22 protein-coding genes are annotated in these 25,282 nt (G+C 68.1%); 9 read left to right on the forward strand and 13 right to left on the reverse strand.

The window, feature by feature from the left end; genetic code table 11:
- Positions 1 to 39: 39 nt before the first annotated feature.
- A complete protein-coding gene (locus JYG37_RS10840) occupies positions 40 to 1,773 on the forward strand; it encodes a ClcB-like voltage-gated chloride channel protein (protein ID WP_200891631.1) in 1,734 nt (577 codons plus the stop codon).
- 28 nt (positions 1,774 to 1,801) lie between these two features.
- On the opposite strand, the gene JYG37_RS10845 is transcribed toward JYG37_RS10840, so the two are convergent.
- Complete coding sequence (locus JYG37_RS10845; protein ID WP_213345391.1) at positions 1,802 to 2,422, reverse strand: TetR/AcrR family transcriptional regulator; 621 nt, start codon at positions 2,420 to 2,422, stop codon at positions 1,802 to 1,804.
- Positions 2,423 to 2,610: 188 nt separating this feature from the next.
- Between JYG37_RS10845 and JYG37_RS10850 the strand changes: the two genes are divergently transcribed.
- The 4 genes from JYG37_RS10850 (at position 2,611) to JYG37_RS10865 (ending at position 9,606) form a co-directional block, all read left to right on the forward strand.
- Positions 2,611 to 3,720, forward strand: coding sequence for an efflux RND transporter periplasmic adaptor subunit (locus JYG37_RS10850; RefSeq protein WP_124556887.1), 1,110 nt, complete (start codon positions 2,611 to 2,613; stop codon positions 3,718 to 3,720).
- The gene (locus JYG37_RS10855) at positions 3,717 to 6,878 is read left to right on the forward strand and encodes an efflux RND transporter permease subunit (protein ID WP_213345392.1); all 3,162 of its coding nucleotides are present in this window, start codon (positions 3,717 to 3,719) and stop codon (positions 6,876 to 6,878) included. Before JYG37_RS10850 ends, JYG37_RS10855 begins: the two co-directional genes overlap by 4 nt.
- Before the next feature lie 2 nt (positions 6,879 to 6,880).
- Positions 6,881 to 8,446, forward strand: coding sequence for an efflux transporter outer membrane subunit (locus JYG37_RS10860; protein WP_124630360.1), 1,566 nt, complete (start codon positions 6,881 to 6,883; stop codon positions 8,444 to 8,446).
- Positions 8,447 to 8,577: 131 nt separating this feature from the next.
- Positions 8,578 to 9,606 carry a MerR family transcriptional regulator gene (locus tag JYG37_RS10865; RefSeq protein WP_213345393.1) on the forward strand — a complete coding sequence of 343 codons (1,029 nt, stop codon included), beginning with the start codon at positions 8,578 to 8,580 and terminating at the stop codon, positions 9,604 to 9,606.
- Positions 9,607 to 9,653: 47 nt separating this feature from the next.
- Here the strand turns inward: JYG37_RS10865 and JYG37_RS10870 are convergent, their stop codons facing one another.
- The 5 genes from JYG37_RS10870 to JYG37_RS10890 form a co-directional block, all read right to left on the reverse strand.
- The gene (locus JYG37_RS10870; RefSeq protein ID WP_176015648.1) at positions 9,654 to 10,340 is read right to left on the reverse strand and encodes a hypothetical protein; all 687 of its coding nucleotides are present in this window, start codon (positions 10,338 to 10,340) and stop codon (positions 9,654 to 9,656) included.
- Complete coding sequence (locus JYG37_RS10875; RefSeq protein ID WP_050015494.1) at positions 10,315 to 10,539, reverse strand: helix-turn-helix domain-containing protein; 225 nt, start codon at positions 10,537 to 10,539, stop codon at positions 10,315 to 10,317. The genes JYG37_RS10870 and JYG37_RS10875 overlap by 26 nt, the downstream gene beginning before the upstream one ends.
- 8 nt (positions 10,540 to 10,547) lie before the next feature.
- Complete coding sequence (locus tag JYG37_RS10880) at positions 10,548 to 11,108, reverse strand: DUF2975 domain-containing protein (protein WP_050015496.1); 561 nt, start codon at positions 11,106 to 11,108, stop codon at positions 10,548 to 10,550.
- 173 nt (positions 11,109 to 11,281) lie between these two features.
- Positions 11,282 to 11,806, reverse strand: coding sequence for a M949_RS01915 family surface polysaccharide biosynthesis protein (locus tag JYG37_RS10885; protein ID WP_089488465.1), 525 nt, complete (start codon positions 11,804 to 11,806; stop codon positions 11,282 to 11,284).
- Between the two features lie 81 nt (positions 11,807 to 11,887).
- The gene (locus JYG37_RS10890; RefSeq protein ID WP_213345394.1) at positions 11,888 to 13,270 is read right to left on the reverse strand and encodes a sigma-54 interaction domain-containing protein; all 1,383 of its coding nucleotides are present in this window, start codon (positions 13,268 to 13,270) and stop codon (positions 11,888 to 11,890) included.
- A 253-nt stretch (positions 13,271 to 13,523) separates the two neighbouring features.
- Here JYG37_RS10890 and JYG37_RS10895 point away from each other — a divergent pair, with 253 nt between their 5' ends.
- Genes JYG37_RS10895 through JYG37_RS10905 form a run of 3 tightly spaced genes read left to right on the forward strand, consistent with a single transcriptional unit; the run spans position 13,524 to position 16,932 of the window.
- Positions 13,524 to 14,408 carry an MBL fold metallo-hydrolase gene (locus JYG37_RS10895; RefSeq protein ID WP_050015500.1) on the forward strand — a complete coding sequence of 295 codons (885 nt, stop codon included), beginning with the start codon at positions 13,524 to 13,526 and terminating at the stop codon, positions 14,406 to 14,408.
- Positions 14,409 to 14,439: 31 nt separating this feature from the next.
- On the forward strand, positions 14,440 to 16,107 hold the full coding sequence (locus JYG37_RS10900) for a bifunctional protein tyrosine phosphatase family protein/NAD(P)/FAD-dependent oxidoreductase (protein WP_213345396.1): 1,668 nt from the start codon (positions 14,440 to 14,442) through the stop codon (positions 16,105 to 16,107).
- Between the two features lie 18 nt (positions 16,108 to 16,125).
- Positions 16,126 to 16,932 (forward strand): sulfite exporter TauE/SafE family protein, encoded by an 807-nt coding sequence (locus JYG37_RS10905; RefSeq protein ID WP_050015504.1) that lies wholly within the window; start codon positions 16,126 to 16,128, stop codon positions 16,930 to 16,932.
- A gap of 103 nt (positions 16,933 to 17,035) precedes the next feature.
- Here the strand turns inward: JYG37_RS10905 and JYG37_RS10910 are convergent, their stop codons facing one another.
- The 4 genes from JYG37_RS10910 to JYG37_RS10925 form a co-directional block, all read right to left on the reverse strand.
- Complete coding sequence (locus JYG37_RS10910; RefSeq protein ID WP_124640148.1) at positions 17,036 to 17,857, reverse strand: ABC transporter permease subunit; 822 nt, start codon at positions 17,855 to 17,857, stop codon at positions 17,036 to 17,038.
- Complete coding sequence (locus JYG37_RS10915; protein WP_050015507.1) at positions 17,854 to 18,780, reverse strand: ABC transporter permease subunit; 927 nt, start codon at positions 18,778 to 18,780, stop codon at positions 17,854 to 17,856. The genes JYG37_RS10910 and JYG37_RS10915 overlap by 4 nt, the downstream gene beginning before the upstream one ends.
- Entirely contained in the window at positions 18,777 to 19,937 is a 1,161-nt protein-coding gene (locus JYG37_RS10920; protein WP_050015509.1) for an ABC transporter ATP-binding protein, read from the reverse strand. The genes JYG37_RS10915 and JYG37_RS10920 overlap by 4 nt, the downstream gene beginning before the upstream one ends.
- 86 nt (positions 19,938 to 20,023) lie before the next feature.
- On the reverse strand, positions 20,024 to 21,118 hold the full coding sequence (locus tag JYG37_RS10925; protein WP_050015511.1) for a polyamine ABC transporter substrate-binding protein: 1,095 nt from the start codon (positions 21,116 to 21,118) through the stop codon (positions 20,024 to 20,026).
- A 361-nt stretch (positions 21,119 to 21,479) separates the two neighbouring features.
- Here JYG37_RS10925 and JYG37_RS10930 point away from each other — a divergent pair, with 361 nt between their 5' ends.
- Complete coding sequence (locus JYG37_RS10930; RefSeq protein ID WP_006493160.1) at positions 21,480 to 21,683, forward strand: DUF1289 domain-containing protein; 204 nt, start codon at positions 21,480 to 21,482, stop codon at positions 21,681 to 21,683.
- An 83-nt stretch (positions 21,684 to 21,766) separates the two neighbouring features.
- Here JYG37_RS10930 and JYG37_RS10935 read toward each other — a convergent pair whose 3' ends face one another.
- The 3 genes from JYG37_RS10935 to JYG37_RS10945 form a co-directional block, all read right to left on the reverse strand.
- Positions 21,767 to 22,408: an OmpW/AlkL family protein gene (locus tag JYG37_RS10935; RefSeq protein ID WP_124640150.1), complete on the reverse strand. Its 642-nt coding sequence runs from the start codon at positions 22,406 to 22,408 to the stop codon at positions 21,767 to 21,769.
- Between the two features lie 65 nt (positions 22,409 to 22,473).
- Complete coding sequence (locus JYG37_RS10940) at positions 22,474 to 23,664, reverse strand: NAD(P)H-dependent flavin oxidoreductase (protein WP_213345398.1); 1,191 nt, start codon at positions 23,662 to 23,664, stop codon at positions 22,474 to 22,476.
- A gap of 122 nt (positions 23,665 to 23,786) precedes the next feature.
- Complete coding sequence (locus JYG37_RS10945; protein ID WP_050015516.1) at positions 23,787 to 25,223, reverse strand: aldehyde dehydrogenase family protein; 1,437 nt, start codon at positions 25,221 to 25,223, stop codon at positions 23,787 to 23,789.
- Between the last annotated feature and the right edge of the window lie 59 nt (positions 25,224 to 25,282).

The following is a 25,282-nucleotide window of genomic DNA, read 5'->3' on the forward strand; positions in this document are numbered from 1 at the left end:
GCTATGCTTCGCGTCGTTTTCCATCGCCCCCTTTCAGCCGTGCTCTCGTTCCTGCTGAAGCTGCGCACTCGCGCGCGAACGCTGCTCCGCCTGTCGGACGCCCATACGATGCTGATCTGGTCGGCCATCGTCGGCGTCGGCGGCGCCTTTGCCACGATGGCGTTCCGCGAAGGCATCGACCTGATGCAGCGCCTGATCTCGGGGCACAGCGGCAGCTTCGTGCAGATGGCGAAGAGCCTGCCGTGGTACGTGCGATTCTGGATGCCGGCCGCGGGCGGCTTCCTCGCCGGCTGCGTGCTGCTGCTCGCGACGCGCGGCGACAAGGCGGCCGCCAAGACCGACTACATGGAATCGGTCGCGCTCGGCAACGGCGTCGTGCCGGTGCGGCAGAGCCTGTGGCGCAGCGTGTCGTCGCTGCTGACGATCGGCAGCGGCGGCTCGATCGGCCGCGAAGGCCCGATGGTGCAGCTCGCGGCGCTCGCCGCGTCGCTCGTCGGCCGCTTCGCGCACTTCGACCCGCCGCGCCTGCGTCTGCTGGTCGCGTGCGGGGCCGCGGCCGGCATTACGTCCGCGTACAACGCGCCGATCGCCGGCGCGTTCTTCGTGTCGGAGATCGTGCTCGGCACGATCGCGATGGAGAGCTTCGGGCCGATGGTCGTCGCGTCGGTCGTCGCGAACATCGTGATGCGCGAATTCGCCGGCTACCGGCCGCCGTACGAGATGCCGGTGTTTCCGGCCGTGACGGGCGCCGAGGTGCTGCCGTTCGTCGTGCTCGGCGCGCTGTGCGGCGTGCTCGCGCCGCAGTTCCTGCATCTGCTCGACGCGTCGAAGACGCAGTTCAAGCGACTGCCGGTGCCGCTGCCCGTGCGGCTCGCGCTCGGCGGCCTCGTGGTCGGCGTGATCTCGGTGTGGATTCCGGACGTGTGGGGCAACGGCTACAGCGTCGTGAACCACATCCTCCATTCGCCGTGGACCTGGCAGGCGCTCGTCGCGGTCCTCGTGTTCAAGGTGATCGCGACCGCCGCGACGGCCGGCTCGGGCGCGATCGGCGGCGTGTTCACGCCGACGCTGTTCGTCGGCGCGGTGTTCGGCTCGCTGTTCGGGCTCGCGATGGACGCGCTGTGGCCGGGCCATACGTCCGCGTATTTCGCGTACGCGATCGTCGGGATGGGCGCGTTCATGGCGGGCGCCACGCAGGCGCCGCTGATGGCGATCCTGATGATCTTCGAAATGACGCTGAGTTATCAGGTCGTGCTGCCGCTGCTGGTGTCGTGCGTGTTCGCGTATTTCGTCGCGCGCGCGACGGGCACGACGTCGATGTACGACATCACGCAGCACCACTACCAGGACGCGCAGGAGCGGCAGCGGCTGCGCACCACGCAGATGCGCGAGCTGATCCAGCCCGCGCAGACCGTCGTGCCGCTCACCGCCAGCGTCGCCGACATGACGCGCGTGTTTCTCGAATATCCGGTGAAATATCTGTACGTGACCGACGACGCCGGGCGCTTTCGCGGCGCGGTCGCGCTGAAGGACATCACGTCCGATTTGCTCGACAAGCGCGACACGACCGACAAGACAGCCGCGCACTACGCGCATACGCCGTTTCCGCTGCTCACGCCCGACATGCCGCTCGCGACCGCGCTCGAGCGCTTCATGGCGTTCCAGGGCGAGCGGCTGCCGGTGATCGAGAGCGAAGCCGAGCCGACGCTCGCGGGCGTCGTCTACAAGACGTCGCTGCTCGACGCGTACCGGCGGATGACCGGCGAGCGCTGACGCGCACCGCCCGCGCCGCCTGCCGTGTTCAGTCCGGCGCGCGCCCCAGCACGACCCGCGCGAAGAACCCCGCGAGCACCGATTCGGCCACGTCGACCGATACGTGCTGCGGATCGGCCGTGTAGTACGACTGCACGCCGTCGCACAGGCACATCAGCCCGAACGCGAGCGTGTCGGCCGGCAGCAGCAGCGGCGTGCCCGAACGCTCGGCGAAGCGCTCGATGAATTCGGCCATCTGCACGCGCTTGCCGTGCAGGAACTGGTTGAAGCGCACGCGGAGCTTCGCGTCGCGCGCCGCCTGCAGCTTCGCCTCGCCCCACAGCAGCGAGTATTCGTCGTCGCGAAACAGCGTCCGGTAATACGCGAGCGCCATCGATTCCATCTGCTCGCGCGTGCCGCCCCCTTCGAAAATCGCCTCGAAGTCGGCCCGCACCTCCTCGTGATTGCGCTCCAGCAGTTCCAGCAGCAGGTCGGACTTGCTGCGGAAATTCGAGTAGAACGCGCCGCGCGTATAGCCGGCCGCCGCTGCGATGTCCTCGACGCTCGCGGCCACATAGCCTTTCTTCAGAAAAATGCGATGCGCGGCTTTCAGCAGACGCTCGCGCGTCTGGTCCCTGCTCTGCTCGCGAGTTAAGCGCTGTGGTTTCATGCCGCGCAGTCTAGCATCTCTTCCCTTTCGGATTCATCTTTGCATTCAGATACAGGTGTGTATTAGAATCCGCCACAGTTTCCGAAGATGTCGTTCGTCTGTCCGTGTGCGCCGCTGCCGGCGCCACTTGGGGCAAGCGCCCGCCGCGCTTGCCGGCCTCGTTCCGCTCCACCTCACCTGGGGGTTTCGTGAATCGCTCCGGTTCCCGCGCCGCGCTGCTGATCGGCGCCGCGCTCGTCCTTGCCGCCTGTCATCCGAAAGAATCCGCGCCGCCCGCCCCGCGCCCCGTCGTCGCGCTGCCCGCGCGGGCCGACACCGTCGCGGCCGCACGCACGCTGCCCGGCGACATCCAGCCGCGCTATGCGACCCCGCTGTCGTTCCGCATCGCCGGCAAGATCATCGAGCGCCGGGTGCGGCTCGGCGATACGGTGAAGGTCGGCCAGGTCGTCGCGCTGCTCGATCCGTCCGACGTCGAGAAGAACGTGGCGAGCGCGCAGGCGCAATTCGATGCCGCGTCGCACAGCCTCGCGTTCGCGAAACAGCAGCTCGACCGCGATCGCGCGCAGGCCCGCGAAAACCTGATCGCGACCGCGCAGCTCGAGCAGACGCAGAACAGCTACACGTCGGCGCTCGCGCAGCGCGACCAGGCGCAGCAGCAGCTCGCGCTCGCGAAGAACCAGCTCCGCTACGCGACGCTCGTCGCCGACCATGCGGGCACCATCACGGCCGAACAGGCCGACACCGGCCAGAACGTGTCGGCCGGCCAGCCGGTCTACCAGCTCGCGTGGTCGGGCGACGTCGACGTCGTCAGCGACGTGCCCGAGGCCGCGCTCGCGTCGCTCGCGCCCGGTCATGCCGCCACCGTCACGCTGCCGTCGCTGCCGGGCCGCCAGTTCGCCGCGAAGGTGCGCGAAATCGCGCCGGCCGCCGATCCGCAAAGCCGCACCTACCGCGTGAAGCTCACGCTCGGCGCGCCCGATCCGGCGATCCGGCTCGGGATGACCGCGGACGTCGCGTTCGACGGCGCGCCGGCCGCGGGCGATACGCAGCCGATCACGCTGCCCGCGACCGCGCTGTTCCACGACGGCGCGCAACCGGCCGTGTGGGTCGTGCGCACGAAGGACGACACGCTCGAACTGCGCCGCGTCGACGTCGCGCGCTTCAACGAGCGCACGGTCACCGTGTCGCACGGGCTGCAGCCGGGCGAGCGCGTCGTGCTGCAGGGCGTGCATACGGTCAGCGCGGGCGAGAAGGTGCGCGCGATCGCGCCGCTGCATCCGGAGGACTTCGCATCGTGAGCGTCTCCCACGAAGAAGGCCGCTTCAACTTGTCCGCATGGGCGCTGCGCCACCAGGCGCTGGTCGTCTACCTGATCGCGCTCGCGACGCTCGCGGGCATCCTCGCTTACACGCGGCTCGCGCAATCCGAAGACCCGCCGTTCACGTTCCGCGTGATGGTGATCCGCACCTTCTGGCCGGGCGCGAGCGCGCGGCAGGTGCAGGAACAGGTGACCGACCGGATCGGCCGCAAGCTGCAGGAAACGCCGGCCATCGACTTCCTGCGCAGCTATTCGCGCCCCGGGGAATCGCTGATTTTCTTCACGATGAAGGATTCGGCGCCCGTGAAGGACGTGCCCGAAACCTGGTACCAGATCCGCAAGAAAGTGGGCGACATCGGCTATACGCTGCCGCCCGGCGTGCAGGGCCCGTTCTTCAACGACGAATTCGGCGACGTCTACACCAACATCTGGACGCTCGAGGGCGACGGCTTCACGCCCGCGCAACTGCACGACTACGCGGACCAGTTGCGCACCGTGTTGCTGCGCGTGCCGGGCGTCGGCAAGGTCGATTATTTCGGCGACCCCGACCAGCGGATCTTCATCGAGGTCAACAACGCGCAGCTCACGCGCCTCGGCATCTCGCCCCAGCAGCTCGGCCAGGCGATCAACGCGCAGAACGACATCTCGTCGACCGGCGTGCTGACGACCGCGGACGATCGCGTGTTCGTGCGGCCGAGCGGCCAGTTCGACAACGTCGACGCGATCGCGAATACGCTGATCCGCATCAACGGCCGCACGTTCCGGCTCGGCGATCTCGCGACCGTGAAACGCGGGTACGACGATCCGCAAGTCACGCAGATGCGTACGGCCGGTCCAGGCACCAACGGCCATGCCGTGCTCGGCATCGGCGTGACGATGCAGCCGGGCGGCGACGTGATCCGGCTCGGCAAGGCGCTCGACGCCGAATCGAAGGAGCTGCAGGCGCAACTGCCGGCCGGACTGAAGCTGACCGAGGTGTCGAGCATGCCGCACGCGGTCTCGCATTCGGTCGACGACTTCCTCGAAGCCGTCGCCGAAGCGGTCGCGATCGTGCTGGTCGTGAGCCTCGTGTCGCTCGGGCTGCGCACCGGGATGGTCGTCGTGATCTCGATCCCGGTCGTGCTCGCGGTCACCGCGCTGTTCATGTACCTGTTCGACATCGGGCTGCACAAGGTGTCGCTCGGCACGCTCGTGCTCGCGCTCGGGCTGCTCGTCGACGACGCGATCATCGCGGTCGAGATGATGGCCGTGAAGCTCGAACAGGGCTACACCCGCGCGCGCGCCGCCGCGTTCGCGTACACGAGCACCGCGTTCCCGATGCTGACCGGCACGCTCGTCACGGTGTCGGGCTTCCTGCCGATCGCGCTCGCGAAATCGAGCACCGGCGAATACACGCGCTCGATCTTCGAGGTGTCGGCGATCGCGCTGATCGCGTCGTGGTTCGCGGCCGTCGTGCTGATCCCGCTGCTGGGCTTCCACATGCTGCCCGAGCGCAAGCGGCACGCGCACGAGGCGCACCTGCCCGATGATCACGAGCACGACATCTACGACACCCGCTTCTACCGGCGGCTGCGCGGCTGGATCGACTGGTGCATCGAGCGGCGCTTCGTCGTGCTGCTGATCACGGGCGTGCTGTTCGTCGTCGCGATGATGGGCTTCTCGCTCGTGCCGCAGCAGTTCTTCCCGAGCTCCGACCGGCCCGAGCTGCTGGTCGACCTGCGGCTGCCCGAAGGCGCGTCGTTCGCGGCGACGCTGCGCGAGACGGAGCGCCTCGAGAAAGCGATCGACAAGCGGCCCGAGATCGACCATGCGGTGAACTTCGTCGGCAGCGGCGCGCCGCGCTTCTATTTGCCGCTCGACCAGCAGTTGCAACTGCCGAACTTCGCGCAGTTCGTGATCACCGCGAAATCGGTCGAGGATCGCGAGAAGCTCGCGACCTGGCTCGAAACCACGCTGCGCGACACATTTCCTGCCGTGCGCTGGCGCCTGTCGCGGCTCGAGAACGGCCCGCCGGTCGGCTATCCGGTGCAGTTCCGCGTGAGCGGCGACAGCATCGCGACGGTCCGCTCGATCGCCGAGAAGGTCGCGGCGACGATGCGCGGCGATGCGCGCACGGTCAACGTGCAGTTCGACTGGGACGAGCCGGCCGAGCGCTCGGTGCGCTTCGAGCTCGACCAGAAGAAGGCGCGCGAGCTGAACGTCACGTCGCAGGACGTGTCGAGCTTCCTCGCGATGACGCTGTCCGGCACGACCGTCACGCAGTATCGCGAGCGCGACAAGCTGATCGCCGTCGACCTGCGCGCGCCGCGCGCCGACCGCGTCGATCCGGCGAAGCTCGCGGGCCTCGCGCTGCCGACGCCGAACGGCCCCGTGCCGCTCGGCTCGCTCGGCCGCTTCACGCCGACGCTCGAATACGGCGTCGTGTGGGAGCGCGACCGTCAGCCGACCATCACCGTGCAGTCGGACGTGCGCGCCGGCGCCCAGGGCATCGACGTCACGCATGCGGTCGACGCGAAGCTGAACCCGCTGCGCGCGCAACTGCCGGTCGGCTATCAGATCAACATCGGCGGCTCGGTCGAGGAAAGCGCGAAGGCGCAGGCGTCGATCAACGCGCAGATGCCGCTGATGGCGATCGCCGTGTTCACGCTGCTGATGATCCAGTTGCAGAGCTTCTCGCGCGTGCTGATGGTCGTGCTGACCGCGCCGCTCGGGCTGATCGGCGTGGTCGCGACGCTGCTGCTGTTCGGCCAGCCGTTCGGCTTCGTCGCGATGCTCGGCGTGATCGCGATGTTCGGGATCATCATGCGCAACTCGGTGATCCTGGTCGACCAGATCGAGCAGGACATCGCGGCCGGCCACGGCCGCGTCGACGCGATCATCGGCGCGACCGTGCGGCGCTTCCGCCCGATCACGCTGACGGCCGCGGCCGCGGTGCTCGCGCTGATCCCGCTGCTGCGCTCGAACTTCTTCGGGCCGATGGCGACCGCGCTGATGGGCGGCATCACGAGCGCGACCGTGCTGACGCTGTTCTACCTGCCTGCGCTGTACGCGACGTGGTTCCGCGTGAAGCGCGACGAACGCGACCCGCAGGACGGCCCGCCGCCAGGCGGCACGCCTGCCGCGCCGTCGGGAGCCTGACCATGGATCGATCGATGACCCTGAAAAAGAAAGTCGTGCGGGTGCTCGCCGCGGCGAGCGTCGCCGGCCCGCTCGCGGGCTGCGCGTGGTTCGCGCCGAGCGGCGAGCCGCCCGCGATGCCGTCGCCCGCGCACTACGGCGCCGCGCCGCAAGTCCAGCAGACGGTGTCCGCACAAGGCGTCGCGCAACAGTTCGAGGTCGGCGCGCAGCCCGTGCCGGACTGGTGGAAACAGTACCGTTCCGATGCGCTGAACGCGCTCGTCGATGAAGGGCTGCGCAACAGCCCGACGCTGAGCGCGGCGTCGCATTCGCTGGATGCGGCGCGCGAGCAGTTGCGCGGGCAGATCGGCAGCTCGATGCTGCCGTCGATCGACGCGGTCGGCCAGGCCACGCGCCAGCGCGCGCTCGGCGTGCCGATTCCCGCGCTCGGCGCACCGACGCTGCTGTACGACACGTTCGTCGGGCAACTGCAGGCGAGCTACACGGTCGACCTGTTCGGCGTGTCGCGCTTCGCGAACCGCGCGCTCGCGAAACGCGTCGACGTCAGCGCGTTCCAGCTCGAATCCGCGCGGCGCGCGCTGGCCGCGAACATCGTGACCGCGTCGATCACCGTATCGGTGCTCAATGCGCAGATCGACACGACCGAGCGGCTCGTCGCGCTCGCGAACGACCAGGCGCACGACGCCGAGCGCCGCCACGCGCTCGGTTCGGCCTCGCGCAGCGACGCGCTGAACGCCCGGCAAAGCGCCGACACGTTCGCGGCAAGCCTGCCCGCGCTGCGCCAGCAGCGCGACTCGGCGCGCCACGCGCTCGCCGTGCTGGTCGGCCGTACGCCCGACCGGCCGCCGGCCGATCTCGCGCTCGCCGATCTGCATCTGCCCGAGCAGGTGCCCGTCGTCGTGCCGTCGGACCTGCTGCAAAGCCGCCCGGACATCCAGGCCGCCGACGCGGGGCTGAAGGCCGCCGCCGCCGAAGTGGGCCTCGCGACCGCGCAAATGTTTCCGCAACTGTCGCTGTCGGCGGCGATGGGCAAAGGTGGCTTCAGCTGGCCGGCGATGCTGTCGGGCGCCGGCGCGATCTGGAACGTCGGCGCGTCGCTGAGCCAGCCGATCTTCCACGGCGGCGCGCTGCTCGCGCAGCGCCGCGCGGCGAAGGCAACCTACGAGGCCGCGGTCGACCAGTACAAGCAGGCGGTGCTCGGCGCGTTCCAGAACGTCGCCGATTCGCTCGCGGCGCTCGAGCACGACGCCCAGGCGCTCGATGCGACGTCGCGCGCCGCGCTGTCCGCGCGTGGCGCGTACGACGACGCGGCCGCCCGCGTGCGGCTCGGCGCGCTGCCGCCGTCGGCCGCGCGCGCGAGCGAGTTGCAGTACCGCAATGCGCGGCTCGACGAGATTCGCGCGACCGGCGCACGGTTCGCGGATACCGCGCGGCTTTACCAGGCGATGGGCACGCCGCCGGCCGACAACGGCGACACGTCCGGTAAAAGCGGCCACGCCGCCGGCGACGGCACGACCGGCACGCAAGCACGCGCCGCCGCGCCCGACCCCGCTCCTTCGGCGCAATAACCGCCATACCCCCCCTCCGATCGAACGTGCGTGCGGCGCCCCGCCACGCGCGTTCGATCGCCGATCTTCCGCTTGACCCTCACGTAGCGTAACGTTCGAGACTCCAGTGTGCGTACCGAACGGAGGAACGAATGCGACTGAAAGTGGGAGAACTGGCGAAACGCAGCGGGCTGACCGTCCGCACGCTTCATCACTATCACGCGATCGGTCTGCTGACGCCTTCGGCGCGCGCCGACAACGGCTACCGGCTGTACGACCGCGACGACATCGCCCGGCTCCACCAGATCCAGGCCCTGCGTCGCTTCGGACTGTCGCTCGCCGAAATCGGCGATTACCTGAACCGGCCCGGCACGCCGCTCGTCGATCTCGTCGCGAAGCAGATCGCGTCGCTCGACCGCCAGCTCGCGCAAACCGCGCAGCTGCGCGAGCGGCTCGCGAGCCTGCATGCGCAGCTCGCGGCGGGCACCGAGCCGGAACTGGCCGATTGGCTCACCACACTGGAGTTGATGACCGTGTACGACAAATATTTCTCCGAGGAAGAACTCGCGCGCCTGCCGATGTACCAGAAGAGCCAGGCCGGCGACGCGGAATGGATCGCGCTCGTCGACGAGGTCCGTACGCTGCACGAGGCGGGTGTGCCCGCCGAGGACGAGCGCGTACGTGCGCTTGCCGCGCGCTGGATGGCGCTGCTGGTACGCGACACGAACAACGATCCGCGGTTGCTCGCGAAGCTGAATCTGATGCATGAGCAGGAGCCGTCGATGCAGTCGAAGATCGGCATCTCGACGGCGTTGCGCGACTATGTGCTGCGGGCCTCGTCGGAAACGAAGATGCGGCTCTTCGAGAAGTACCTCACGCCGGACGAGAGCCGCTTCATGCGCGCGCACTACCGTCAACGGGCGATGGAATGGCCGCAACTGATGGCCGACGTGCGCGACGCGATCGATGCGGGCACGCGGCCCGATTCGCCGCAAGGCCGCGCGCTCGCGCAGCGCTGGCTCGAGCTGTTCTGCAGCTACGCGGGCCACGATCCGGCCACGCACGCGAAATTCCGCCACGCGCTGATGAACGAGCCGGCGCTGACGAAGGATTCGTGGACCGACGACACACTGCTCGGTTTCATGCGCGAGGCGATGGCGCAGCTGGCGCCGGCGCGCTGATCGCGTGATTCGCGGGCGGCAAGCGGGGTTCCCGTGTGCCGCCCGTTTCACCATTGGCAGCCGGTATCGCGAACCGCATCCAGCGCGAGCATCGGCAACGCGAGCAGGCCGGCACCCGCGTACGCGTTGCGGCAATCGGCGCGACGCGCGCCCGACATGCCGTCGGCCAGCCTGGCGTCGACGGCGCGACGATGCGCAGATGTGTCGCCGGACGATGCGCCCAGCGCGCCGACGGCCGCCTGCGCGGGGCTGCGCGCCGTGCGTGGCTGTGCACCGATTGCATCCAGATCGCGACGCCAGTCGAGATCGGGGCTCGCAGCGGTCGCCGGCTCGTTGGCACTTGCACTGGCCGTCGTCTGGCCTTGCCTGTGCGATGCATCCGGCATATCCGCAGACGAACGCGCGGCCCTTTGCGCGTTCGCCACCACCGCAGAACGTTTCGCCGATTGCACGTTGCCGCGCCCGCCTGCATTCGGGCCGACCCGCCCGATCTCGCGTGCGATCACCTCTGGCGTCGGCCGCGCGGGAATCAACTCGACGCGCAGCGCGGTGCGCGGCCGCTCGACGGATTTCGGGCTACCCGCTGGCGGCACTCGTTGCATCAGCAACCATCCGAGCAGGTGGAGCGATACGGACACCACGACCGCGAGCGCGACGACGCGCGACCGACGGCGCCCCGCCGCATCGGCACGCCGCGAGCGCGCTGCGTCAGTCGGGCGTGCCGCCGCCGTCATCGCTGAACGCGAGCAGGTCGCCCGGCTGGCAGTCGAGATAACGGCAGATCGCGTCGAGCGTCGCGAAGCGGATGCCCTTCACCTTCCCCTGCTTGAGCAGCGACAGATTCTGTTCGGTGATGCCGACGGCGGCCGCCAGATCCTTCGAGCGGACCTTGCGCATCGCGAGCATCACGTCGAGCTTGACTACGATCGTCATCGCGCGCCTCAGACGAACTGCCGATGCTCGGCATCGAGCTCGCTCGCCTGCCGGAGAATGTGCGCGATGATCGCGATGCAGGCCGCGGTGAACAACGCGACCACGTACGGCATGGTGAAGCCGAGGCTGACCACCCGATGGCCGACCGGTTCGCGCAGCGTCGCCCACACGCTCAGCAGCGGCTCGCACAGCAGGCTCAGCAGCACCCACAGGCCGATCGCCCGCCCCGTCTTGCCGAGATGGCCGGCCGCCTGTGCGGAGAAATAGTCGCGCCGCGCATACGTGCGGAACAGCGCGCGCAGATGCCGCAGGCCATTCGCGAGCGCGACGAGCGGCACGCTCGACAGCAGGATGCCGACCGCCTTCTGCCACCACGGGAACGCGGCAACGTCCACGTGCAGGTTGGTGAGTACCGAATCCGTGAGGCCGAATACGAAGCCGGGCCCCGAGGCTGCGCTCAGCGACGGAAACAGCCAGCACGCAGCGTTGAGCACCAGCATGCAGACGATGAACCCCAGCGTGACGGTGGCCATCTGCTGGCTGATACGGGCAATGCGATCGGAATGCATGGCGTCTCCTCGACGACGATTGAACGAGCGTCGATTGTACGTCGATAATTATCGTAAAACGATAATTAATTGTCGTCTTGTTGTGATTTTTTATTGCGTGGCAGGCTCAACCCGTATCGACCCGCCCGTACCGCACGCAACGGCCGGGCATCCGCCTAGGGCGTGTTCACGCCCTAGTCGTTGCGCATGCTGATCCCGCGCCAATGCTTCGTCATATAGCGTAGAAACGCGGGCTGCGCCTTCAGGTCTGCGTTCGGCACGGGCGCCGCGCCCCCGTCGACGAACTTGCCGTTGACCGTGACGATCTCCTCGCCACGAAGCACGTATTTCGTCCCTGCGTCGATCAGGAAGTACTTGACCTGATCGGCGCTCACGTCGCCGCGGCAACCGATCTTGTACGCGAACAGGAACTGCTTGCGGCCGTTGCCGAGCAGGTCGCGCATTTCGATCGACTTCGGCACGACGTCGAGAATCACGTCGACCGGGCATGCCTTCACGTAGTCGCGCACTGCCCAGTCGGGGCGGCCGTCGAGCGTCGCGGACACCTTGAGTTCGACGTCGTCGCCGGACGCGGTTCTGGCGAGCGTCACCGCGTGCGCGCCGGCCGCATCGGTCCACGTGTAATCGGCGGCGTGCGCCTGGCTGGCCAGCGCTGCGACTGTGAGCAACAGACAACTCGAAAGAACATGCCTTTTCATCGGAGATGGAGAGAGCCGGAATCGAACGCGCCATTATCGACAAAGCCGTGTGCCGCTGCCAGCGGCACGCACCACGCCCGTTCAGCGCTCGCGCGTGCCGAGCCCGAGCGCCTTCATCCGGCGGTACAGCGTCCGTTCGCTCAAGCCGAGCTGCGCGGCGAGCGCCTTGCGCGTGCCGTCGAACGCGCGCGCGATCCGGACGAGCTCCGCATCCGACACGCCGCCCGCATCCGCCGCCTGCGCATGCGGCGCCGCCGCGGCCACGACGAGCTCGGCCGGCAGATGTTCGACGCGGATCGTCCCGTCGTCCGCGAACAGGCACGCGCGTTCGAGCACGTTGCGCAGCTCGCGGATGTTGCCGGGCCACGCATACGCATCGAGGCACGCGCGCGCACGCTCGGTCAGCGTGAACGGTCGCGCATTCGCGTCGCCCGCGTTGCTGCGCGCGTTCGCGATCCGCCGCAGGATCGATTCGGCCAGCAGCGCGACGTCGCCCTGCCGTTCGCGCAGCGCCGGCAGCGGAATCGGAAACGCGTTGATCCGGTAGTAAAGATCCTGCCGGAACCGGCCGTCGTCGATCATCTCGCGCAGCGGCTTGTGCGTGGCCGCGACGAGCCGGAAATCGGCGCGCAGCGCCTCGACGCCGCCGACGCGCCGGAACGTGCCCGATTCGATCAGCCGCAGCAGCTTCACCTGCATCGGCAGCGGCACGTCGCCGATCTCGTCGAGAAACAGCGTGCCGCCCTGCGCGGTCTCGACGAGGCCCGGCTTGCGCTGGTTCGCGCCCGTGAACGCGCCTTTCTCGTAGCCGAACAGTTCGCTCTCGAACAGCGTCTCGGCGATCCCCGAGCAATCGACGACGACGAACGGCCCCATCGCGCGATCGCTCGCCTCGTGCAGCGCGCGGGCGAACAGCTCCTTGCCGGTGCCCGATTCGCCGAGCAGCAGTACCGGCAGCGTCGACGGCGCCACGCGCTGCAGCGCGCCGAGCGCCGCGTTGAACGCGTCCGAGCCGCCGACGAGCCCTTCCGCGCTCGGCTGCGCGGACGCGCTGCGCACCGTCGTCAGCCGCTCGACGTACGCGATCACGTTGCCGTCCGCGTCGAAGATCGGCCGCAACTCGACGTCGACATGCTCGGGGCCGCGCGGCGTGTGATGGATGTGCAGCACGCGGTTGAGCCCGCGCGATTCGAGCGCCTGCTTCATCGGGCAATGCTCGCCGGCCTGGTCGCACGGCACGTTGTAATGATGCGACACCTGAAAACAGTGCCGGCCCACATGCTCGACGCCGGCCACGCCGAACTGGCGCCGGTACGCATCGTTCGCCGCGAGGATCCGGTAGTCGGGGTCGACGACGATCATCGGCTGCGGGTCCTGCTCGAGATATGCGACGAGCGCGCGTACGTCGGGCATCGCGTCGTGACGCGCGGAGGGGACGATCGGAATGGTGTCGTGCGGATTCATGCGGCGGCTCGCTCGGCGAAGGGGCGCCCGGATGGACTGCCAGGCTGACTGCCAATTCTGCCACGACACTGCCAGATGTGGCAGTTCTCGTCCGCCATCGGCTGTCGTTGACATCTCCACAGGGCCGCCGACGTCCCGAAAATCCGAGCCGAATCAAGCCCCTGCCACATTGGCCGGTACCGCGCCGCAGGTTGGCATGCTTCTTGAGATAAAGATCGCGATTGCAGATGCAGCACCCGATCGAGGACACCCCGTGAGCAACGCCCCCGCCCTGTCGGTCGAAGGCTTTTTCGACCCGGCGACCCACACCGTCAGCTATCTCCTGCTCGATACGACAAGCCGCGCATGCGCGCTGATCGACAGCGTGCTCGACTACGACCCGAAATCCGGCCGCACGCGCACCGCCAGCGCCGACCGGCTGATCGCGCGCGTCGCCGAACTCGGCGCGACCGTGCACTGGCTGCTGGAGACGCACGTGCACGCCGACCACCTGTCGGCCGCGCCCTACCTCAAAGCGCAGGTCGGCGGCCAGATTGCGATCGGTTCGCACGTGCGCCGCGTGCAGCACGTGTTCGGCACGCTGTTTAACGCAGGCCCCGGCTTCGCGGAAGACGGCCGCCAGTTCGACCGGCTCGTCGACGACGGCGACACGCTCGCACTCGGCGCGCTGACGATCCGCGCGCTGCACACGCCGGGCCACACGCCCGCGTGCATGACCTACTGCGTGGACGACGCGACGCAGCGCGCGGCGTTCGTCGGCGACACGCTGTTCATGCCCGACTACGGCACGGCCCGCTGTGACTTCCCCGGCGGCGATGCGCGCACGCTGTACCGCTCGATCATGCGCGTGCTCGCGCTGCCGCCCGACACGCGCCTGTACCTGTGCCACGACTACCAGCCGGGCGGCCGCGACGTGCAGTTCGTGACGACCGTCGCCGAGCAGCGCCGCGCGAACGTGCACGTGAGGGATGGCGTGAGCGAGGACGATTTCGTCGCGATGCGCACCGCGCGCGACGCGACGCTCGACATGCCGGTGCTGATGCTGCCGTCGGTGCAGGTCAACATGCGCGCCGGCCACCTGCCCGAACCCGAGAACAACGGCGTGCGCTACCTGAAGATCCCGCTCGACGCGATCTGAGCCGCGCGCCCCCAAACGGAGCCCCCCCAATATGACCATCCGCAAGCTGACCGACACGCTGTCGGTCTCGCCGCAGATCGCGACGGCCGACCTGCCCGCGCTTCACGCGGCGGGCATTCGCGCGATCATCTGCAACCGGCCCGACGGCGAAGGCGCCGACCAGCCGACCGTCACCGAGATCCGCGCGGCCGCCGCGCCGCTCGGCATCGACGTGCACTACCTGCCGGTCGATACCGGCAAGGTGACCGACGACCAGGCCGCGCAGTTCGGCGCGCTCGTTGCGTCGCTGAATGGGCCCGTGCTCGCGTACTGCCGCAGCGGCACGCGGTCGGCCACGCTGTGGGCGCTGTCGCAGGCGGGGCTGCGCCCGCTGGACGACCTCATCGCCACCGCCGGCGCGGCCGGCTACGACCTGAGCGCGCTCGCCTCGCGTATCGCGCAGGACGGCCGCCAGAGCGCGCCGGCCGTGGACGCGCGACACGACATCGTGATCGTCGGCGCGGGCGCGGCCGGCATCGCGGTCGCGTCGAGCCTGCTCGCGCGCGACGCGTCGCTCGACATCGCGGTGATCGATCCCGCCGACGTTCACTACTACCAGCCCGGCTGGACGATGGTCGGCGCGGGCGTGTTCTGCCCCGAGACGACCGCGCGCAGGATGACCGACGTACTGCCGCGCGGCGTGCAGCGGATCCAGGCCGCGGTCGCCGGCTTCGAACCCGACGCGCACGTGGTGGTGCTCGACGGTTGCCGGCGCATCGGCTATCGCCGGCTCGTCGTGTGTCCGGGGCTCAAGCTCGACTGGCATGCGATCGACGGCCTCGCCGACACGCTCGGCCGCAACGGCGTCACGTCGAACTACCGCTACGATCTCGCGCCGTATACGTGGGAGCTGGTGCGCGCATTCCGCGGCGGCAATGCACTCTTCACGCAACCGCCGATGCCGATCAAGTGCGCGGGCGCGCCGCAAAAGGCGATGTACCTGTCGTGCGACCACTGGCGGCGCACGGGGCGTCTCGACGCCGCGAACGTCGAATTCCTGAATGCGGGCGGCGCGCTGTTCGGCGTCGCCGATTACGTGCCGGCGCTGATGGAGTATGTGAAAAGCTATGACATCGCGCTGTCGTTCGGCCACAACCTCGTCGCGATCGACGGGCCCGCGCGCCGTGCGACGTTCTCGCGCGCGCTGCCGGAAGGCGGCAGGGAAACCGTCGAGCGTTCGTTCGACATGATCCACGTCGTGCCGCCGCAGAAGGCCCCCGATTTCGTACGCGCGAGCCCGCTCGCCGACGCGGCCGGCTGGATCGACGTCGATCCGGCGACGCTGCGCCACAAGCAATTCGAGGACATCTACGCGCTCGGCGACGTCACCAACACGACCAATGCGAAAACGGCCGCGGCCGCCCGCAAGCAGGCGCCCGTCGTCGCGCACAACCTGCTCGCGTCGCTCGGCCGCGCACAGGGCGACGCCGCGTACGACGGCTACGGTTCGTGCCCGCTCACCGTCGAGCGCGGCAAGATCGTGCTCGCCGAATTCCTGTACGGCGGCAAGGTCGCGCCGACCTTCCCCGCGTGGCTGATCGACGGCAAGCGCCCGTCGCGGCTCGCGTGGCTGCTCAAGGAACGCGTGCTGCCGCCGCTCTACTGGAAGGCGATGCTCAAGGGCCGCGAATGGCTCGCGAAGCCCGCGATCGCCCGTTGACCGGAGCGCGATGACGTCATGCTGATTTCCCTCGTACTCGGCGGCTTCGTCGGTGCCGTGCTCGGCCTGACCGGCGCCGGCGGCGGCATTCTCGCGGTGCCGGCCCTCGTCGTCGGGATGAGCTGGCCGATGCAGCAAGCGACGCCGGTCGCGCTCGTCGCGGTAGCCGGCAGCGCCGCGCTCGGCGCGCTCGAAGGCTTCCGCCGCGGGCTCGTGCGCTATCGCGCGGCGCTGCTGATGGCCGTGGCCGGCGTGCCGCTGACCACGCTCGGCGTGCGACTCGCGCACGTACTGCCGCAGCGCCTGCTGCTCACGTTGTTCGCGCTGACGATGCTGGTCGTCGCCAGCCGCCTGCTACGACAGGCGCTGCGGCGGCAGGCGACCGACGCGGACGCGTCGCCGCTGTGCGTCGGCCGCGTGAATCCCGATACGGGCCGGCTCGTGTGGTCGTGGCCCGTGGGCATCGCGCTGGCGTCGACCGGCGCGGTCACGGGCTTGATGACGGGATTGCTCGGTGTCGGCGGCGGCTTCGTGATCGTGCCGATGCTGCGCAAGTTCACGAACGTGTCGATGCATGGGGTGGTCGCGACGTCGCTGATGGTGATCGCGCTGGTCGGTACCGGCGGCGTGTTCGCGACGCTCGTGTCGGGCACGCGCGCGCCGCTCGACGTGACGCTGTGGTTCAGCGTCGCGACCGCGCTCGGCATGGCCGCCGGCCGCGGCGCGTCGCGCCACCTCGCCGCGCGGCACGTGCAGGCCGGGTTCGCGGCCGTGCTCGTCTGCGTCGCGCTGGGATTGCTGGCGAAGGCGGCGCTCGGCGCATAAACGCCGGCGATGGGCCGGCGATCGTTACGCGCCGCCAAACAAAACGCCCGGGCCGACTCGTCGTCGGCGCCGGGCGTTTTTCTTGAAGGCCACAACCGCCGTATCAGGCCGCAAACCCCGCCATCCGCTTGCGTTCCTGACGCAGCATCACGAAGTTCGCGATCACGACGCCGGCCGTCACCGCGATGATGAACAGCGTCGCGAGCGCGTTCATCTCCGGGTTCAGCCCGAGGCGCACGCGCGAGAACACGACGAGCGGCAGCGTCGTCGAGCCGGGGCCCGACAGGAACGCCGACAGCACGAGGTCGTCGATCGACAGCGTGAACGACAGCAGCCAGCCCGCGATCAGCGCCTGCGAGATCAGCGGCAGCGTAATCGTGAAGAACACCTTCAGCGGCGTCGCGCCGAGATCGAGCGCGGCTTCTTCCAGCGACGGATTCAGCTCGCGCACGCGCGACTGCACGATGATCGCGACGTACGAGATGCACAGCATCACGTGGCCGAGCCAAATCGTGAACACGCCGCGCTCGGCCGGCCAGCCGATCCACTTCGCGAGCTCGATGAACAGCAGCAGCAGCGAGATCCCCTGGATCACCTCGGGGATCACGAGCGGCGCGTTGATCATCCCGCTGAACAGCGCGAAGCCGCGAAAGCGGCCCATCCGCGCGAGCACGAAGCCGGCCCACGTGCCGATGAACACCGACGCGAACGCGGTCAGCACGCCGATCTTCAGCGACAGCCACGCGGCCGTCAGCAACTCGTCGTCCTCGACGAGCGCCTCATACCAGCGGAACGAGAAACCCGACCACACGGTGACGAGCTTCGACTCGTTGAACGAATAGACGATCAGGCTGAGGATCGGGATGTACAGGAACGCGAAGCCGACGAACAACGCCGCGAACTGCAGGTAGCGATTCGGCTTCATCGACGGCCTCCCTGTTCCTTCGCCTGGAAGTGCTGGAACATCGCCATCGGCACGAGCAGCAGCAGCACCATCGCGCAGGTCACGGCAGACGCCATCGGCCAGTCCGCGTTGTTGAAGAACTCGTTCCACATCACGCGGCCGATCATCAGCGTATTCGCGCCGCCGAGCAGCTCCGGAATCACGTACTCGCCGACCGCCGGGATGAACACCAGCAGGCAGCCCGCGATGATCCCGTTCTTCGACAGCGGCAGCGTGATCTGCACGAACGCCTTCCACGGCTTCGCGCCGAGGTCGTACGCGGCTTCGAGCAGGCGCAGGTCCATCTTCACGAGGTGCGCGTAGAGCGGCATCACGAGGAACGGCAGGTACGAATACACCATCCCGATGTACACCGCATAGTTCGTGCGGTACAGCTCGATCGGCGTATGCGTGAGCCCGATCCACATCAGGAAGTTGTTCAGGAGCCCGTTGTTCTTCAGGATCCCGATCCAGGCATACACGCGGATCAGGAACGACGTCCAGAACGGCAGCATCACGCCCATCATCAGCAGGTTGCGGGTGGCCGGATTCGAGCGCGCGATGTAATACGCCATCGGATAGCCGAGCAGCAAACACAGCAGCGTCGTGATCGCGGCGACCCACACCGAGTTCACGTAGGTCGCGAAATACAGGCTGTCCGTGAACAGGAACGCGTAGTGCGACAGGTTCAGCGCGACGTGCACGACGCCGTCGGCGTACGACGCGAGCTCCGTATACGGCGGGATGCCGAGCTGCAGCTCCGCGAAGCTGATCTTCACGACCAGCACGAACGGCACGAGGAAGAACAGCACGAGCCACGTGAACGGCCCGGCCACGACCGCCGTGGCGCCCGTCAGGTTGAAGCGCCGCACCGGCCACTCGAGCAGGGACTTGAACGCGTTCATGACGTCAGCACCACGCCGGCGGTCGCGCTCCAGCGCACGTAGATCTCGTCAGCGAGCACCGGCGTGTCGAGTTCGGAAATCGCGAGGCTCGACACGTTCGCGATCACCGTCTTGCCCCCGTCGAGCTTCACGTGATACAGCGAATAGCCGCCCATGTACGCGACGTTGCTGATCCGGCCGCGCGCCCAGTTGAACGCACCTTCGGGCGGCTTGCGGGTGAGCGCGATCCGCTCGGGGCGCACCGACACCGTGACCGGCATCCCGAGCGGGCCCGAGATCCCGTGGCTCACGTACAGCCGGCTCGGCAGTTCCGGCGATTCGATGTACACGTGATCGGGTTCGTCCTCGACCGTCACGCCGTCGAACAGGTTCGTCGAGCCGATGAATTCGGCCGAGAAGCGGCTGTTCGGGTATTCGTACACTTCGTTCGGCGAGCCGATCTGCACGATCTGCCCTTCGCTCATCACCGCGAGGCGGTTCGCCATCGTCATCGCCTCTTCCTGATCGTGCGTGACCATGATGCAGGTGACGCCGACCTTGTTCAGGATGTTGACGAGCTCGATCTGCGTACGCTGGCGGATCTGCTTGTCGAGCGCGGACATCGGCTCGTCGAGCAGCAGCAGCTTCGGGCGCTTGACCAGCGAACGCGCAAGCGCAACGCGCTGCTGCTGGCCGCCGGAAAGTTGATGCGGCTTGCGCTTCGCATACTTGCCCATCTGCACGAGTTCGAGCGCGGACGCGACGCGCGCCTTCAGCTCGGCCTTCGGCGTGCCTTCCTGCTTCAGCCCGAACGCGACGTTCGACTCGACCGACATGTGCGGGAACAGCGCATACGACTGGAACATCATGTTCACGGGCCGCTTGTACGGCGGCATCTGCGCGAGGTCCTCGCCGTCGATCAGGATCTTGCCCGACGTGACCGTCTCGAGGCCCGCGAGCATCCGCAGCAACGTCGACTTGCCGCAGCCCGAGCTGCCGAGCAGCGCGAACAGCTCGCCCTGGCGCACGGTCAGGTTGACGCTGCGCACGGCTTCGGTGTCGCCGAATTTCTTGACGACGTCGACGATCTGGACAAAGTTCTCGGCGCGCGCATCGGCGCCGGAGGAGGAAACGGAGAACGGCGCGCCCGCGACCGGCGCGCCCGACTGGCTATTCATGATGTGCTGCTTCTCTCCTGCGTTAGACGAACAAAGCCCCCGGGGGCACCAGGGGCTTCATGACTGCTGATTCACTTCGGCTCGCGTCAGCGGCCCGACTTCAGCTCGGTCCACAGACGCGTCTGCAGACGCTGGATTTCAGGCGGCAGCGGCTTGAGCAGGAACAGCGTCTTCACGACGTCGGCCGGCGGATACACGGCCGGGTCGTTCGCGACGTCGGGCCGCACGTACTTGCGTGCCTCGGCGTTCGCGCTCGGGTAGTACACCGCGTTCGTGATCGCCGCGTGCACCTTCGGATCCTCGATGTAGTTGATCCACTGCAGCGCGGCTTCCTTGTTCTTCGCATCCTTCGGGATCGCCATCACGTCGAACCACACCGGCGCGCCGCCCTTCGGAATGTAGTACTCGACCTTGTACGGCTTCTTCGCCTCGATCGCACGATGCTTCGCGATCACGACGTCGCCCGACCAGCCGAACGCGAAGCAGATGTCGCCGCCGACCAGGTCGTTGATGTAGCCCGACGAGTTGAATTGCGTGATGTACGGACGGATCTTCTTCAGCACGTCCATCGCGGCCTTGTAGTCGGCCGGGTTCGTGCTCATCGGGTCCTTGCCGATGTAGTGCAGCGTCGCCGCGAACATCTGGTCGGGTGCGTCGAGCACCGACACGCCGCAGGTCTTCAGCTTCGCGAGGTTTTCCGGCTTGAACAGGATGTCCCAGTTGTCGAGCGGTACCTTGCCGAGCGCCTGCTGCGCCTTCGTCAGGTTGTATGCGAGGCCGGTCGTGCCATATGCCCAGGGCACCGAATACTTGTTGCCCGGGTCCGCGCCGGCGACGAGCGCCATCAGTTGCGGATCGAGGTACTTGAGGTTCGGCAGCTTCGACTTGTCGAGCGGCGCGAAGATGCCGGCGGCGATCTGCTTGCCCGCGTAGTTGCTGGTGGGCACGACGATGTCGTAGCCCGAGCTGCCGGTCAGCAGCTTCGCCTGCAGCGTGTCGTCGCTGTCGTAGTTGTCGTAGCGAACCTTGACGCCCGCCTGCTTCTCGAAGTTCGGGATCGTGTCCTTCGCAATGTAGTCCGACCAGTTATAGACATTGAGCTGCGTATCCTTCGCCGCTGCCGCCGACGCCCCCACGCACAGCGCGAGCGCTGCGAACCGGCCCACTACCTTTGCTTTCATCCCGTTCTCCCTTCGGCCGGACGCGTTGCCCGGCTGCCGTCTGCCTCGTCATGGCGGCGCATTCTGGCGCGCCGCCCCTCGAAAACCCCGAAAACTACCATCATTCGCGCCCCGTCACAAAAAAATCATGCCGGTGTCGCGCAAACGGAACAGATTCCCGCCGCCGGTCGGTCGAACCGCCCGTGCGGCGGGGCGTTCCGGGGGAATTCTATCGGGTAATCGGCGGCTGTCCACCGGGAAAAACGGGCAGCGGCGAAGCGGCGTTCGGATGGCGGGCGCGTGCGCCCGGCGCCGGCGGCCGGCCGGGCCGTCGCGATGCATTAAAATGGCGGCTGACGATTCAACTGCGCGAACCCTCCCGATGGCCTCCAATCTTCACGACCTCCCCGACAGCCCCTGCATCGGCGTGTGCTCGACGCTCTTCGACGAAGTCTGCAAGGGCTGCGGCCGCACGGCCGCCGAAGTGTCGAACTGGGTGTTCCTGAGCGACGACGAAAAGCGCGCGGTGTGGGAGCGCATCACGCGCGAAGGCACCGCGATGCGTTTCCAGTACGACAAGCTGTAAATCCACTGCACAAAAAAAGAGCGGCATGCCGACCGCCATGCCGCCAACCCCAACTCTGTTCCTTTCGCGCGAGCGCGTCGTGTCTAGAACTTCATCCCGACGCCGATGCCGACGATCAGCGGATCGATGTGCAGCGTGCCGATGCCCTTGTCGCCGAGCGTCGCATCGGTGCTCATCCAGATCTTCTTCACGTCGACGTTCATGAACACCTTCTTCGTCAACTGCACGTCCACGCCGAACTGCAGTGCCGGACCGAAGCTGCTCTTGTTGATCGACACGCCCTCGCCGCCGACGTTGAGCCCGTTGTTGTAGAAGTACGTGTAGTTCAACCCGGCGCCGACGTACGGACGCACCTTGCCCGCATGGTTGAAGTGATACTGCAGCAGCAGCGTCGGCGGCAGCACGCCCACGCCGCCGAGATTGCCGAGGCTCGACGTCATTTGATGCCGCGACGTGCCGAGGATCAGCTCGACGCCGAGGTAGTCGCGGATCATGTACGTGAAGTCGAGCTCGGGCACGATCGCGTTGTTCACGCCGGTGTTGATCGCGCCGAGCGTGTCGCTCGCGCGCTCGTTCGGCTGGATGCTGATCGCGCGAAGCCGGACCAGTACGTCACCCTGATTGATGCCGTCGCCGGGCGACGCCGCGTGCGACAGCGACGGCATCGCGACGAAGCTGGCCGCGACGGCGGCTGCGGTGACACATGTTCGAATCGTTTTATGCATGGTACGGACCCCCAAAGAATGGTTTCCATTCTCCCTGTAGGGTCTTTCCGTCATCTTGATATTGGTCAAGCCAGCGTAAACGTGGGACGGTTTGCCGCAGGCTCGGTCGCACTGCCCGTCAGCAGCAGGTCGAGCAGATCGCGCACGCTGCGGATCGCGCGGCCGAACGGCAATGCTTCGCGGCCGCGGAAGAACAGCCCGTTCGAGACGTCGCCGCGCAGCGCGGCCGCAAGCCGCGTGTCGATGCAGAAGTGGCCGAATTTCTCGATGCCGTCGCGCAGCCCGCATACGCTCAGGCATTCGAGCGCGGTCGGGCAGCGCTGCTTGAACGCGCCGAGCTTGTTGCGAATGCGCGTCTCGTTGCGCAGGTAACGATCGAGCCACGGCGTCTTCACCGCGCGTGCCGGCAGCCCCGTCACGCTGACGAATTCGACGATGTCGTCGGGCGTCGCATCGGCCAGCACACGCTTGAAGTTCGGGTGCGCGTCGCCTTCTTCCGTCACCGCGAACGGCGTGCCCACCTGCACACCGTTCGCGCCGGCCGCGAGCGCCGCGCGCACCGTGTCGTGACTGTTGATCCCGCCGGCCACGATCAACGGGATCGTGTCGCGCGCGAGGCCGAGCGATGCCATCACCTGCGCGGTCTCGTCGAGCACGCGCGCGAAATCGAAGCGCGCGTCGTGCATGTCGTCGATCTGCGTGACGCCGAGGTGGCCGCCCGCGTGCGCCGGATGCTCGATCACGATCGCATCGGGCAGCCGCCCCTTCTTCATCCACTTCTTCAGCACCAGCGCGATCCCGCGGCTGTCCGACAGGATCGGAATCAGCGCGATGTCGTGCCCTTGCGTGAGATCGGGCAGATCGAGCGGCAGGCCCGCGCCCATCACGATCGCGTCCGCGCCCTCGTCGCACGCGACCCGCACGTAGTCCGCATGCGCGCTCACCGCCTTCATCACGTTGACCGCGATCATCCCGCGCCCTTCGCTGTACGTTTTCGCGAGACGGATCTCGCGCGCGAGCGCGTCGAGGTTCGACGCCTCGAGCGTCGCGCGATCGGGGTGCGCGCGGCAACGCGCGAGCAGGTCCGCATGATGGTGACGCAGGTCGATGCTCGCGATCGTGCCGACCGCGCCTTCGCGCGCGACGCTGCCCGCCAGCCGGTGCGCGGAGATGCCGACGCCCATGCCGCCCTGCACGACCGGCAGCAAGGTGCGGCCGCGGATCGTCAGCGGCGGAAAGGAAGTGCGTACGGTCATCTGAAACCTCGTCGGAACATCGAAATCGCGATGATCGACGATCCACCGCCGCGCACCTTGACGGCCGTCAATAAAAAACGGCACGCGAGCGTGCCGTTGCGCGGTCATGCGGGATGAAACGCTCAGGCCGGCTTCGCCGGCCTCAGCTGCATCGACTTGTATTCGAGGTATTCCTCGAGCCCGTACACGCCGTTCTCGCGGCCATGCCCCGACTGCTTGAAGCCGCCGAACGGCGCGGCGGCGTTCCACGTGCCGCCGTTGATGTCGACCTGCCCCGTGCGGATGCGGCGCGCGACGCGCATCGCGCGTTCGTCGCTGCCGGCCCACACCGCGCCGCCGAGCCCGTACGGCGAATCGTTCGCGATCCGCACGGCCTCGTCTTCGTCGCGATACGTGATGATCGACAGCACCGGCCCGAAGATCTCTTCCTGCGCGATCGTCGCTTTCGGATCGACGCGGCCAAACACGGTCGGTTTCACGAAGAAGCCCTTCGCGAGCCCTTCCGGCAAACCGGTGCCGCCCGTCACGAGTTCCGCGCCTTCGTCGATGCCTCGCTGGATGTACGCCTGCACGCGCTGCTGCTGCGCGGCCGACGCCAGCGCGCCGAGGCGCGTCGTCTCCTGCCGAGGGTCGCCCGCGACGTACGTTTCGGCCGCGGCCTTCGCGATCTCGCGCGCTTCGTCGTAGCGGGCTTCCGGCACCAGCATCCGCGTATGCGCGGAGCAGGTCTGGCCCGCGTTCAGGTAGCACGCGTTGACCGTGCCCTTCACCGCCGTCGCGAAATCGGCATCGTCGAGGATCACCGACGCCGACTTGCCGCCCAGCTCCAGCGCGACGCGCTTGACGCCCGCGGCCGCCAGCTCGGCCACGCGCTTGCCCGCGCGCGTCGAGCCGGTGAACGACACCATGTCGACGTCCGGATCGGTGACCAGCACCTCGCCGACGACCGGGCCATACCCGCACACGAGGTTGAACACGCCGGCCGGCAGCCCGGCTTCGTGGATCGCTTCGGCGAGCATGAACGCGTTGAGCGGCGCGACTTCAGACGGCTTCAGCACCACCGTGCAGCCGGCCGCGAGCGCCGGCGCGACCTTCAGCGTGATCTGGTTGAGCGGATAGTTCCACGGCGTGATCGCCGCGACGACGCCGACCGGCTCGCGCACCACCAGCGAATTGCCGACCCGCGCCTCGAATTCGAACGATTCGGCGAGCTTCGCGTACGCCTTCCAGTTGTAGACCGGGCCGCCGACCTGGATTGCGCGCGACAGCTTGATCGGCATGCCGACTTCGCCGGTGATCGACTGCGCGAGTTCCTCGCTGCGTGCCTGCAGATGCTCGACGATCTTGCGCAAGTAGCCCGCGCGCGTCGCGGCCGGCGTGGCCGCCCACGCGTCGAAGGCCGCGCGCGCCGCGCGGATCGCGTCCTGCGCGTCGGACGCGACGCCCTCGGGAATCCGGCCGATCACGGCTTCGGTGCCCGAATCGATCACGTCGATCGTGCCGGCGCCGGCCGGTTTGCGCCACGCGCCGTCGATGTAGAACTGGTCGTAGATTTTCATCGTGTTCCGCCTCCAGGGAAGCCGCCATTCTAGCGAGCGTTTCGGTGGCTGGTGTGACG

Origin of the sequence: Burkholderia sp. LAS2, from assembly GCF_018417615.1 — a bacterium.
GTDB classification, from domain to species: Bacteria; Pseudomonadota; Gammaproteobacteria; order Burkholderiales; family Burkholderiaceae; genus Burkholderia; species Burkholderia sola.